General features: G+C 42.3%; 12 protein-coding genes. 8 read left to right on the forward strand and 4 right to left on the reverse strand.

Features of this window, described 5'->3' with window-relative positions; translation table 11 throughout:
• Positions 1-16: 16 nt before the first annotated feature.
• The 5 genes from rpsR (at position 17) to JMX07_RS05795 (ending at position 4,442) form a co-directional block, all read left to right on the forward strand.
• Positions 17-247, forward strand: a complete 231-nt coding sequence (gene rpsR, locus JMX07_RS05775; RefSeq protein ID WP_010198808.1) for a 30S ribosomal protein S18 — start codon at positions 17-19, stop codon at positions 245-247.
• 20 nt (positions 248-267) lie between these two features.
• Positions 268-774: a 50S ribosomal protein L9 gene (gene rplI / locus JMX07_RS05780; protein ID WP_102094899.1), complete on the forward strand. Its 507-nt coding sequence runs from the start codon at positions 268-270 to the stop codon at positions 772-774.
• A 354-nt stretch (positions 775-1,128) separates the two neighbouring features.
• Positions 1,129-1,368: a hypothetical protein gene (locus JMX07_RS05785; protein ID WP_101205444.1), complete on the forward strand. Its 240-nt coding sequence runs from the start codon at positions 1,129-1,131 to the stop codon at positions 1,366-1,368.
• 469 nt (positions 1,369-1,837) lie between these two features.
• On the forward strand, positions 1,838-3,193 hold the full coding sequence (locus JMX07_RS05790; RefSeq protein ID WP_201606809.1) for a GntP family permease: 1,356 nt from the start codon (positions 1,838-1,840) through the stop codon (positions 3,191-3,193).
• Between the two features lie 112 nt (positions 3,194-3,305).
• Positions 3,306-4,442, forward strand: a complete 1,137-nt coding sequence (locus tag JMX07_RS05795) for a glycerate kinase (protein ID WP_201606811.1) — start codon at positions 3,306-3,308, stop codon at positions 4,440-4,442.
• 115 nt (positions 4,443-4,557) lie between these two features.
• On the opposite strand, the gene JMX07_RS05800 is transcribed toward JMX07_RS05795, so the two are convergent.
• Positions 4,558-5,427 (reverse strand): LysR family transcriptional regulator, encoded by an 870-nt coding sequence (locus tag JMX07_RS05800; RefSeq protein WP_201606813.1) that lies wholly within the window; start codon positions 5,425-5,427, stop codon positions 4,558-4,560.
• Between the two features lie 107 nt (positions 5,428-5,534).
• Here JMX07_RS05800 and JMX07_RS05805 point away from each other — a divergent pair, with 107 nt between their 5' ends.
• Together JMX07_RS05805 and JMX07_RS05810 are read left to right on the forward strand one after the other, a co-directional pair.
• Positions 5,535-6,035: a lactoylglutathione lyase family protein gene (locus JMX07_RS05805; RefSeq protein WP_101205448.1), complete on the forward strand. Its 501-nt coding sequence runs from the start codon at positions 5,535-5,537 to the stop codon at positions 6,033-6,035.
• Positions 6,036-6,297: 262 nt separating this feature from the next.
• Positions 6,298-7,110 (forward strand): enoyl-CoA hydratase, encoded by an 813-nt coding sequence (locus tag JMX07_RS05810; protein ID WP_201606815.1) that lies wholly within the window; start codon positions 6,298-6,300, stop codon positions 7,108-7,110.
• 189 nt (positions 7,111-7,299) lie between these two features.
• On the opposite strand, the gene JMX07_RS05815 is transcribed toward JMX07_RS05810, so the two are convergent.
• The 3 genes from JMX07_RS05815 to JMX07_RS05825 all read right to left on the reverse strand — a co-directional run bounded on the left by JMX07_RS05815 (position 7,300) and on the right by JMX07_RS05825 (position 11,597).
• Positions 7,300-7,638 carry a RidA family protein gene (locus JMX07_RS05815; protein WP_055124581.1) on the reverse strand — a complete coding sequence of 113 codons (339 nt, stop codon included), beginning with the start codon at positions 7,636-7,638 and terminating at the stop codon, positions 7,300-7,302.
• 163 nt (positions 7,639-7,801) lie between these two features.
• Complete coding sequence (locus JMX07_RS05820; protein WP_201606818.1) at positions 7,802-9,049, reverse strand: NAD(P)/FAD-dependent oxidoreductase; 1,248 nt, start codon at positions 9,047-9,049, stop codon at positions 7,802-7,804.
• 343 nt (positions 9,050-9,392) lie between these two features.
• A complete protein-coding gene (locus JMX07_RS05825) occupies positions 9,393-11,597 on the reverse strand; it encodes an ATP-dependent helicase (protein ID WP_201606820.1) in 2,205 nt (734 codons plus the stop codon).
• 409 nt (positions 11,598-12,006) lie between these two features.
• Here JMX07_RS05825 and ychF point away from each other — a divergent pair, with 409 nt between their 5' ends.
• On the forward strand, positions 12,007-13,098 hold the full coding sequence (gene ychF, locus JMX07_RS05830) for a redox-regulated ATPase YchF (RefSeq protein ID WP_201606822.1): 1,092 nt from the start codon (positions 12,007-12,009) through the stop codon (positions 13,096-13,098).
• Positions 13,099-13,167 lie beyond the last annotated feature (69 nt).

The following is a 13,167-nucleotide window of genomic DNA, read 5'->3' on the forward strand; positions in this document are numbered from 1 at the left end:
TTAAAGGAGAATACTCATGGCACGTTTCTATCGCCGTCGCAAATTCTGCCGTTTCACTGCTGAAGGCATCACTCACATCGACTATAAAGATGTTGAATTGCTAAAACAGTACATTAGTGATAATGGTAAAATCGTACCAAGCCGTATTACTGGTACATCTACTAAATATCAGCGTCAATTAGCGACTGCTATCAAGCAAGCTCGTTACTTATCGCTACTTCCATACACTGATAACCATCAAGGTTAACCGCTAACTAGGAATGACTCATGCAAATTATTTTGTTACAGCGTATCGTCAACCTTGGTAAACTCGGTGAAACTGTCGATGTAAAACCAGGTTACGGACGTAACTTTCTTATCCCTCAGGGCAAAGCGCTACCTGCTACTAAAGCTAACATTGAAAAGTTCGAAGCACGTCGTGCTGAACTTGAAGCTGAAGAAGCAAAAGAGATCGCTGTTGCTCAAGAGCGTGCTGATGCATTGACTGACGTTAATGTTATCATGCGTGCTAAATCAGGTGACGAAGGCAAGCTATTCGGCTCTATCGGTACTCGCGATATCGCTGAAGCATTGACTAACTCAGGTCTAGAAGTAGACCGTGCTGAAATCAAGCTACCTGAAGGCACTCTACGTCAAGTTGGCGAATACAATGTTGATATTCAGCTACACCATGACGTTACTGCTAGCATCTTAGTTACTATTCTTTCTGAAGATGGTAACAACGAAGATTCAGCTGAAGAAGAAGCTGCTGAAGAAGACTATTCTGAAGAGTAATCTTCTATATAGTTAGACTCAGTCTGCAAAAAGCCAGCAACTTAGGTTGCTGGCTTTTTTACGTGCGTCCTTTTTGACATTAGAGTTTATATATTTAGACAATTTATAACGCTAACTTGCACTCCTTTATCTCGACAAATTAGGATTTTATATATTCCTAAACAGCTTAGGATTCTCAAAAAATCTATTGCTATGATAGCGGTGTTATCTATGCAATATTGTAGTAACTAAATGCAACAATTGCCTTAAAAACGCTATACCAAACAACAAGATACTGCCTATATAATCATCTTTATTACTATTAGCAGAATTGATAATCTACTGCTATCTAATGTACTAATAGGGCGCAAGAACATGAAAGAAAATCATAACATTCATACCAATGACAAGCTTATCTGTACTCAAGGTAATGCATACTACTCCGAAGGTGAGGTGTATACAGTTGGCAGAATAGTCAATGACAAATACTTTCAGCTGCTGACCAGTGGCAATGATGATCATTGGTATGCCACGTTGGATGATCAAGGCATTTACGTCAGCTTTGATACTGCAACTGCTACCAATAACAAAGCTTTTTTTGATAAGATTGCCTAACTGTCAATCAGGGCACTCCTTAGAATACCTATTCTAAAAATAATCATTACTCAGGTAGGTAAATATTGTTTAGACAAAAACTGGTCATTATAGATGGCCAGTTTTTTTTGGTTTGAAGTATTAGCAATTGCTAGTTATACAAGTATTTCCACACACGTCTTCGACGTTTTCTTACTGATTTCCGTCATTTTAAAATTAAGTATCTCTCAATTTTTTGTCAACAGCGCCAACTATTTAACGAATCTATTTCCTAGCGGCGTCTATTTGCTATAAAATATGCCCCTTTAAAATTTCGTATCGTTAGTGATGCAGATAGTTGGTCCAATATCGTTTAAATGTAGATATGGTAAAAGCACTTGCAAGCACTACGCAAAGTAGAATTAGCAAGCTATATACCGTATTTAATCTCGATATAATTGGCTGTATTGCATTGGTAATCAATTAAGATATAAACCATATTGAGACAGTGATGATTGTATTTTGGCTTGTGCTGACCATTCTTTTTATTATTTTCGCTACCGCAAAATTAAAGTGGCATCCCTTTTTAGTATTGATTCTCTCTGCTTTTTTGGTCGCGCTATTTTATCAAGTACCGCTTAATACTGTCGCCAAAACGATTTCTGATGGTTTCGGTGGTATCTTAGGCTATATCGGTCTTGTTATCGTATTTGGTACGATTATTGGCTTAATCCTCGAAAAAACTGGGGCTGCTATCGTAATGGCAGAGTCGGTTATCAAAGTATTGGGACCACGCTTCCCTACTTTAACGATGTCTATCGTTGGCGCAGTCGTTTCTATACCTGTGTTTTGTGACTCTGGCTATATTATTTTAAACTCTCTAAAAGAGTCCTTAGCTGAGCGCTTACATGTATCAAGTGTCGCGATGAGTATTGCGTTGGCCACTGGTCTATATGCCACCCACACCTTTGTCCCGCCTACGCCAGGCCCAATCGCAGCGGCAGGTAACTTAGGTCTAGAGTCAAACTTAGGTTTGGTCATCATGGTCGGTGTGGTCGTGACAGCAGTTGCGGTACTGGCTGGCTGGTGGTGGTCTAATCGCTTCCTTAACGCTACGCCTGACAATATCAATGCGGCAGATGCTCCAGCAGCAATGCCTGAAGGAATGAAAACTCGTGACGATTACAGTCACTTGCCTTCAGCAACAATTGCGTTTTTACCAATCATCGTTCCTATCATATTAATCTGCTTATCTTCTGTTGCTAACTTTCCAAGCGCACCATTTGGCAGTAGCATGGTAGCGGAGATTTTGATATTCATTGGTAATCCGCTTACTGCACTACTTATCGGTTTGTTCTTATCGTTTTTCTTGATTAAATCAAGCCAAAAAACGCAAGAAATCAGCGACAGTATCTCGCAAGGTTTGGTAGTAGCAGCCCCTATCCTATTGATTACTGGTGCTGGTGGCGCGTTTGGTGCCATGCTAAAAGTGACACCGATTGGCGACTACCTAGGTTCGACGCTATCGGCCTTGGGTTTAGGCATCTTCATGCCATTCATCGTCTCTGCTGCGCTAAAAACAGCACAAGGCTCAACCACAGTCGCATTGGTTACTACTTCTGCTATGGTTGCCCCACTATTGAGTCAGATCGGCCTAGACAGCGAACTTGGACGCGTGTTCTGCGTGATGGCAATCGGTGCTGGTGCCATGACCATCTCACATGCCAATGACAGCTTCTTTTGGATTGTTAGCCAGTTTAGTCGTATGAGCGTTGCGCAGGCGTACAAAGCTCATTCAATGGCCACTGGTATCCAAGGTGTGACTAGCATCGTATTTATTTGGTTATTGACCCTAGTGTTTATCTAGTTCATAAAATTGGGTATTTCTACATACGTTTATTTGATGATTGTTAAATAAACATTTTAAAACATGACACTATCGCAATGATCGTGTCATTAAGATATTCAAAGAGAGCCGTATGAAAGTTTTGATTGCCCCTGACTCGTTTAAAGAAAGTTTAGAAGCACTGGACGTGTGCCACGCTATTCAATCTGGCTTTAGTCAAGTGTTTCCAGATGCTGACTATAAGCTGTTGCCAATGGCCGATGGCGGTGAAGGTACCTCTGCGGTATTGTCTTATGTATTGGGCGGGCGCTGGAAAGAAGTCAGAGTACATGACCCATTGATGAGACCGATTACGGCAAAGTATCTGTTATTGCCTGACGCGACCGCTGTTATCGAAGTGGCTCAAGCGTGCGGATTGCATCTACTAACAGCCGATGAGCGTAATCCTGTTATTGCGAGTAGTTATGGTGTTGGGGAGCTGATCGAAGATGCGTTAGAAGAAGGTGCTAAGCGTATCGTTATCGGTCTAGGTGGTAGCGCAACCAATGATGCAGGCCTTGGCATGCTAATGGCGTTGGGCATAACATTTCATGACATCAATGATAGCCTGCTCACTCATGGTGGTGGCGCACTTGCCAGCTTACATAAGCTCGATAATACTAGCCTGCATGCAAAAATATCAGACACGATATTTGAAGTTGCTTGTGATGTGACCAATCCATTATGCGGTCTGCTAGGTGCAAGCGCAGTATTTGGCCCACAAAAAGGTGCTTGCCCAGAGCAAGTTAATACCTTGGACAAGGCACTCAGTCACTTTGCTACCATATGTGAACATCATGGCTATGAAGACTGTCAATACGTTGAAGGCGCTGGCGCTGCTGGCGGTCTTGGCTATGCGATGATGACGTTCTTTCAAGCTCAGCTAAAGTCAGGCTTTGATACGGTTGCTGAAGTGGCTCACCTGTCACAGCATATCACAGAGGCTGATCTCGTCATCACTGGCGAAGGTAAGCTCGATGCACAAACAGCCATGGGTAAAGTGGCAGGCGGTATCAGCCAAATCGCTAAGGCTAGCCGTACACCTGTTATCGCTATCTGCGGCAGTGTCGATGGACTAAAACCTGCTCAGACCAGTCAGTTTGATGTGGTCATGCCGAGTATCCAAAAAGTAGACACGATCGATAATGTGTTAGGCTCTGCTTATAACAATATTGAGACTACTGCTGCTAATATTGCCGCAAGTATCAAACTTGGGCAGACTTTAAGATAGACGCAATCTTTTATAGTCGCAATCTATCAATGAACCTCTTCTGTTAAATGCGCAGCTATTGAACTTTCGATTAACCCTTCGTTAGCTGTGCATGTATCATTCACTCTCAACATATCTATAGCCATTCTTTTACTTCATCAATGACCGTATGCATTCTATTAGAGAGTACCTGCTGTCTTCTGACTGCCAGATATAGGGTTTCGCTAACAGCAACTGGCAGATAATGACTGTTAATCAGCTCAGGCTTCGGATAAGCGGCCACGGCATGGGCTGGCAAAACAGTAAAGCCTATTCCTCTGCTGACTGGCTCTAAAATTAACCCTATCTGATTCGAAAAGCCCTTTTTCTCGAAATTATTGATATGCTGGAATTGCTCATAATTAGCGGTCAGTAGCATGCCTGCATGATGGGCGCCATCTGGATGATCGATAAATCCAAGTGCCATAAGCTGCTCCCAGCTAGGCTTTAGTGTAGCCGCAGGGGTTACTAGTATCAATGCTTCTTGCGCTATAGGCCTGCAGCTAACCGTCTCATCGTCTGAGATATTTGTCATAAAGCCAATATCAATCTCGTGATTTGCCAGCGCCCGCTCAATATCAGAATTGGGTGCAAAACGGTAATCAATCACTAGTTTTGGATGCTGCTGCTGTAGTGTCAAAAGCTGTGAATATAGCTTAAGTCCCACACTACCTGGTGACATCAACCGTACCAATCCTTCATAAGACGGATCTTCACCGATGCGCTGTTCTAAATTTGATAAGCGCTGCAATATCTCGCCTGCTTCTTTATAGAGCTGCTCACCTGCATTGGTCAATGAGAACTGCTTTCCTTGACGAATCAACAAGTCCGTATCTAGTTGCTCCTCTAACTTACTTATATGTTGGCTCACACCGGACTGCGTCATATATAGACGTTCAGCTGTGCGGGTAAAGTGCCCAACTTCAGCAAGCGTACAGAAAGTTCGTAACCATGTAATATTAATCATTACGTTTTATACTTATTTATATAATATTTGATAATTTTACATAATGAATATGCGTTTGTATACTGGCCTCACGTTAAACAAGAGTACAGCAAACAGGAGCACAAGCTATGAACAACGTTTATCCAAGAAGCTTTTCGCACATCGGTCTTTCAGTCCCTGACCTAGATGCAGCCGTAAAATTTTATACTGAAGTGATGGGTTGGTACACCATTATGGAACCAACTGAGATTGTCGAAGATGACAGCCCGATTGGTGAGATGTGTACTGAAGTATTCGGTGCAGGTTGGGGCAGCTTCCGTATCGCTCACCTATCTACTGGTGACCGTATCGGTGTTGAGATTTTTGAATTCAAAAATCAAGAAAACCCTGAAAACAACTTTGAATATTGGAAAACAGGCATCTTTCACTTCTGCGTTCAAGATCCAAACGTTGAAGAGTTGGCTGAGCGTATGGTTGCAGCAGGCGGCAAAAAGCGTATGGAAAAACCACGCTACTACTACCCTGGCGAAAAACCTTATCGCATGATCTATATGGAAGACCCGTTCGGCAACATCGTTGAGATATACAGCCACAGCTACGAGCTTATCTATAGCGAAGGCGCATACTAATCTCAAGATACATACAGCTTAGTATAAATTTAAGTTAGTATAGATTTAGATTATATCTGATTGAAAAACCAATAGCGTACTCATCATCTGAGTGCGCTATTTTTTTCGTGAGCTTTCTATGTGCTTCATCTATTGTATAGAATATGAGCCATGCTACTATTTACAACGCTTTGTATAACTTTATATAGCTTTATATAGCTTTATATAGCTTTATAAATAGTAGCATTTGCCAAATCAAACAATCGATTATCAAGGATGATAAATGACTCAATCTGACGTTACTTTAGACATAGATGACCTTTTGGTTATTAGAGAAGACACTAAAGACAGTGGCGTCGTCACGCTCGCCTTAAACCAACCCAAGCAATTCAATGCGTTGTCCGTTGAAGTACTGTCTGCCATGCAAGCAGAGCTGGACAATATCGCTCAAGACGATACGATCAGAGTCGTGGTTATTCAAGCGACAGGCAAGGCGTTCTGTGCGGGTCATAATCTAAAACAAATGCGCGCCCACGACGATGAAGCATTTCACCGTACCCTATTCCAGCAATGTAGCAAAATGATGCTTACCATCAACCGTATGCCGCAAGTCGTCATTGCAAAAGTACAAGGCATTGCTACCGCTGCAGGATGTCAACTGGTCGCCGCTTGTGATTTGGCCATTGCCGCTGATAATGCAAAATTTGCTACTTCTGGGATAAACGTTGGACTTTTTTGCTCTACACCTGCTGTAGCCGTCAGCCGTAATCTACCTCGTAAGCAAGCATTTGAGATGCTAATTACAGGTGAATTTATCGATGCGCACACTGCCTTGCAATATGGATTGATCAATCGAGTAGCAGCATCGGAGCAACTCGATCAGACACTACAATCACTGATAACGGCGATTACTACCAAGTCTCCGGTAGCAGTAAGAACTGGCAAAAATATGTTTTATAAGCAGCTGAGCATGAACATCGAAGATGCGTATGATTATGCCAGTGAAGTAATGACGGGCAATATGATGGCAGATGATGTGGGTGAAGGGATTGATGCATTTATTGAAAAACGCCAAGCGGTATGGAAAGGGTGCTAGTACCTATGACACTAATCACTGTCTCGCCTAGTTGATATCATATAGCGTAGGCTTTATCTAGTAAGCTAGCACGCCCTTTTTTAATAATTAAATTTGCTTATTACCAAGCATAAAAAAGGCCACGATATCATTATCACGGCCTTTTTTATTTCTATTTGATACCGATACTATAGGTACTATGAGCAGTCTTTACTCAGCAGCGATGGCGATCATCTCAACCAATAGCTCAGGACGTGCTAAAGCTGACTCACCACAAGCGCGAGCTGGTGGCTGAATACCTTCAAACCACTGGTCATAAACTTCATTCATAGCAGCAAAGTCAGCCATGTCTTTGATCCACACCGTGACTGATAGTAGCTTTGATTTGTCGCTACCAACTTCTTCTAGCAACGTTTGGATTTTTTCTAGACAAGTCAATGTTTGCGCTTTGATATCGTCTTCTGCATTACCTACCTGACCACACAAATAGATAGTTTGGTTATGGATTACGGTTTTGCTCATACGTTGATTGCTGTGTAGTTTCTTAATCATGTCTATACCTTTCATTTATTAATTTAAGTCTGTGCTAATTACAGTCAATCCACTATAAAAGCGTTACAGCGTTAACCTCGCTTGAAGTATGACATATACATCTGCACTCGGTTGCCTTGTACCGCTCTTAAACTGGACCAACTATATATCAGATGCGCGCTTAGTTAGAAAAACGCTGGGCACTAAATGGTGCAAGATCGACCAATGTAGGCTTATCGTGAATCATCTCTTCAATCAGACGACCTGTCATTGGCCCTAAGGTAAAGCCTTGATGACTGTGACCAAATGCGAACCATAGTTTGTCATGCTTGTCAGCAGGACCGATTACTGGCTTCATATCAGGCATACAAGGACGAGAGCCCGCCCATGCTTCACTCTCAACCGCATCTTCTAATGGCAAGATTTTTTTAGCAAGCTTCAATACGGTTTTTAACTGACCAAAGTTCTTTGGCGCATTCATCGTGGTCATCTCAGCACCAGTGGTGATACGGATACCCTGCTGCATTGGCCCCATCACAAAGCCTTTGTCCATATCAAACATACTGTGATTGATGGTGTTCTTTTCTGTCACTTTGAAATGCTGATGATAGCCGCGCATTGGGAACAATGGCAAGTTATAGCCAAGTGGTCTGATCAAATCATTAGACCATGGGCCTGCTGCGATAACCAATTTGTCACTATAGTAGGTATCGTTATCAGTGATAACTTTCCAGCCTTCGCCATCTTGAACGATTTCTTTTACATCATTTTCTTTGATCGTACCCTGCATGTCTTGGAAGTTTTTTGCATAAGCTTTCACGAGTGAGCTTGGGTTCGATACTTGCCAAGAATTTTTCCAATGAATTGCGCCAACAAAACCTTCGAAATTGGCACTAGGCTCCATTGCTTTGAGCGCTTCAAGGTTTAGTACGTTATGCTCAACACCTTGGTTACGCGCGTCGATAGCTGATACTTGCGCTTCTTTGAACGTCTCTTCTGAGCGATGCAATTGCAACCAACCATCACGAGTAATGAGCTCGTCAGCACCAGAAGCGCTAATCATGGTTTGATGCTCACTGGTACAATGCTCAATCAACGTTTGCCACTCTGATTCGATTTTTTTGACTGAAGCCGGCGTAGAGTATTTCCAGTACTGAAGCAGTGCTTGGTGATAACGCAAAATGGCCGGAATACGATAGCGAATATCGGTACCTTGGTTTGGCAACACTCTGATCATTTCTGTCAGCTGACGAGGAAAAGGATGTGTATGAATGGCTTCGCGCTGAATCAATCCTGCATTGCCGTATGAGGTCTCTGACCCTGGCAATTTTTTGTCTAACAATAATACATTTGAGTTATTTTTTTGTAGATGCCACGCGATTGACGTGCCAACCATACCTGCACCAATAACGATAACTTCGTAGCGCATAACCTATCCTTTTCTTAGGGTGTTAATACAGAGTATCAAATATAAGGGTCTAACAGAATTAGGTGGTAATAGTAACGCATTAGGATAAATTTGAAACCCTTATCTGAGAAATATTTTCGCGTCACATACTTTTGGTTATGGGGTTTTTGAGAAGGTATTTTTGATAGGAATAATACTGGCCTTGAGCAATAATCTAGCAACAATTTTAGTGAAAATAGCGTCAAATTATCCAATGTTTTTAGTTATAAAACGTTCAAGTATTTGACAGCTCACTTGTCTATATTACTGCATAGCCTTATTAGCTTATGTTTAATTGATTGGATAATCAACTAAACATGAAGTATTACCACCATATTGGGTCATCGTCTTCTATCATGGTCCGCCTTGTCGTTTCAACCGTTACCTCATCCGCAGATAGCTCAGCGATAAAACGTGACGGCTTGTCAAAGTATCCAGAATAACTGGAAAAATAATTCGGCGCGGTCAGATACAGCTGAGTTTTTGCACGACTACAGGCAACATAAAACAGCTTACGCTCTTCTTCTAATGCTTCAAAGTCATCCAAAGAACGATGATGCGGCGTGATGCCATCTACTAAAGAATTCACAAATACTACTGGCCATTCAAGCCCTTTAGCACTATGAATGGTCGAGATAGTGACTTTGTCATTGCTACTGTCTTGCCCGTTATCCGAATTGCCCATCACAGCAACCGAATCATTAGGTGGGTCTAAAGCGAGATTTTCTAAAAAACTATCAAGGCTTGTGTGCTCTGTCGCTAAGTTCTTTAGCACCCGAAAATCTTCGGTACGCTCACGCCAATTTTCTTCAATCAGCTTTAACACTGGAATATAAAACTCAAGAATATGCTCAATAGCTGTCTCGACCGATTCAGCTTGCTGTGCTTTGGTAAGCGCATGATATAGAGGTTCTAGCTGATTGCTCTTTTTTGCAAAAGGCGCGGCCAGTAAGGATTCAAATGCATTATTGTCAGCAGTAATGGCTTGGGTTAAGCGCGTCGCCGTCACTGCACCCACCCCTTTGAACAAGGTCAAAATACGATGCCAAGCAATTGTGTCATTTGGGTTGTAGAGTATTTTGACAAAGGCCAATACGTCTTTGATATGACGTCTTTCAATGAACTTGATACCGCCCACCACGATAAAGGGAATGTTGCGCGCCATAAACTCTAGCTGTACGTAATTGGACTGAAATGACGTACGGCATAATACCGCAAAGTCGTTGTAGTCATACTCTGGCTTTAGCGCGATGATCTTATCAGTGATATAGCCCGCTTCTTTTGGCTCATCACTGAGTCGTCGAAATACTGGTTTATGTCCTTCTATCGGCGCATCAGAATACAGCTGCTTTTGATAGCCTAGCGTGATTTGCGCGGACAACACGTTGATATAGTTTAAAACGGATGGCGAGCTGCGATAATTTTGCTCAAGCTTAATAAGCTTGGCTTGAGGATAGGTCTCACCGAATAGTAAAATGTTTTCGTAATTGGCACCGCGAAACGCGTAAATACTTTGATTGTCGTCACCGACCACCATCAGCGATACCGACTCAGGCTCACATATTAAGTCGATTAGCTGCTTTTGCGGAATATTGGTGTCTTGGTATTCATCAACCATAATGTAACGATATTGGCTTTGCAGCAGCTGTCGAAAGGTATCATTGGTCTTCAAATGACGCACTACTTGGCTGATGATGTCATCAAAATCATATAAGTGATTGGCGCGCTTGTACTCATGAAAGTCAACTGCCAGCTGCTCGATGATAGGAATATGCACGGCAATATCTGGGTAGTTACTTTCGATTAAGTCACGAATATGTATACGTCTGTTTCTAGACGTCGATATGATATTTTGCAGCGTTTTTTTGCGCGGAAAGGCTTGTGACTTAGTTTGAGCAGGGTACTTCTTTTCTTTATGTACCAAGTCGATAGCATCCTCACTATCACCCGTATCCAAAATGGTAAACCTTGGATTGATACCGAGCAGCCCTGAATATTGACGCAGTAACATATTACAAAACGAGTGAAAAGTACCACTAGTGATGCTATTTAATGCTTTATCAGTTGGCAGCTTATCCTCAGCCAGCTCTTCATCTGATAGTTCTTGATTTGAAAGACTGCTAGCCAGCAAGGACTTAGCTCGATCTTTTATCTCATTCGCGGCTTTACGGGTAAAGGTCAGTAGCAAAATCTCTTTAGGCGACACCCCGTTTTCTAATAGATAACTGGTCCGATAGGTCAAGGTTTTGGTCTTGCCTGAGCCAGCTCCAGCAATGACCAATACTTTGCCATCGATCGTAGTCGCTGCCATTAGCTGATCGGGATTTAGCTCACTGGCATAATCGACCTTTAACCCCAACCCGCTATCTAGTCTCTGCTTTAATAACTTAAGGTTTGTCGGCTCAGCCGTATCAATTAAATTTGCCTCTAGTTTTTTAATAGCCTGCTCAAGTCGAGACAGTTTAGGCTTCATCTCAAGGAAGTTTTGCGGGTATTTATAGTGGCGTGTGTCAAAAATCGAGGTTGTCATTGTCTAAAATTGCCTTACATTTTATTTTGGCGATATTATCAGCTTATGTCTGACTGTTTATAGCTTTAGGATAAGTATGATTTGCTAAAATTGACAGAGTATATGTGCTGAATTTACGTGAAGTTCAAGCCCTTATCTATGCGTGACAGTTTACCATATTAAAAAATAGGGTTTATCAGCCCACATAAACTACTTATCACTCGTATTGATTCGCCTTATTCATTTTCAAGCCTCAAATATGACCTGCTTTCATCATCAATCTGCATATCATTATCAGGTAAAAACCTGAGCATATACCGTAACAACCTCACCCCTATTCAGGTAAATTTGCTACAATATGCCCAATTTTGATTTATCATTTAACCAAACTTTATACCAACTGATTTTATTAATACATTGAGAGAATGTTATGGGTTTTAATTGCGGCATCGTCGGCCTACCAAACGTGGGTAAATCCACCTTGTTTAATGCGTTGACCAAAGCGGGTATCGCCGCTGAAAACTTTCCATTTTGTACCAAAGATCCCAACACAGGTATCGTGCCAGTACCAGATCCACGCCTAAAGCAACTGGCTGATATCGTCAATCCTGAACGCGTATTACCAACGACGATGGAGTTTGTCGATATCGCAGGTTTGGTCGCAGGCGCGTCAAAAGGCGAAGGCATGGGTAACCAGTTCCTAGCCAATATTCGTGAGACCGATGCGATTGCTCACGTTGTACGCTGTTTTGATGATGACAATGTGGTGCACGTTGATGGCCGCGTTAGCCCGATTGATGATATCGAAACCATCAACACTGAACTGGCACTTGCTGATTTAGAAGCTGTTGAACGCGCGGTATTTAACTTGACCAAAAAAGCCAAAGGTGGTGATAAAGACGCTGCGGCCATGCTTGATGTGTTCAAAAAGATTGAGCCATTATTAGCAGAAGGTAAAGCAGCACGGGCGGCTACTCTAGATGCTGATGAGAAGAAACTGATCAGAAGCTACGGTTTAATCACCCTAAAGCCAACCATGTATATCGCTAACGTCGCTGAGGATGGTTTTGAAAATAATCCATATCTTGACGCAGTGCGCGACTATGCCACTGGTGAAGACTCTATCGTCATCGCCCTATGCAACCAAATCGAATCTGAAATCGCACAGCTCGATGAAGATGATAAGAAAGACTTCCTAGCTGAAATGGACATGGAAGAAGCCGGTCTTGATCAAGTAATCCGCGGTGGTTATGATTTGCTTGATATGCAGACTTACTTTACCGCTGGTGTCAAAGAAGTTCGCGCATGGACTGTCGCTGTTGGTGCAACTGCACCGCAAGCAGCTGGCGTGATTCATACTGATTTTGAGCGTGGTTTTATTCGCGCTGAGGTCATTGCATATGATGACTTTATCGAATACAACGGCGAAAAAGGCGCTGCTGCTGCTGGTAAATCGCGTCTAGAAGGTAAAACTTACATCGTGCAGGATGGCGACGTGATGCACTTTAGATTTAACGTGTAACTTTAAATAGTATAGCTTGTTTAAAGTTAATTAGCCGATGTTGGAAATTCTCCATCATCGGCTTTATTT

The sequence above is a fragment of the Psychrobacter immobilis genome, from assembly GCF_904846235.1.
Lineage (GTDB): Bacteria > Pseudomonadota > Gammaproteobacteria > Pseudomonadales > Moraxellaceae > Psychrobacter > Psychrobacter immobilis_C.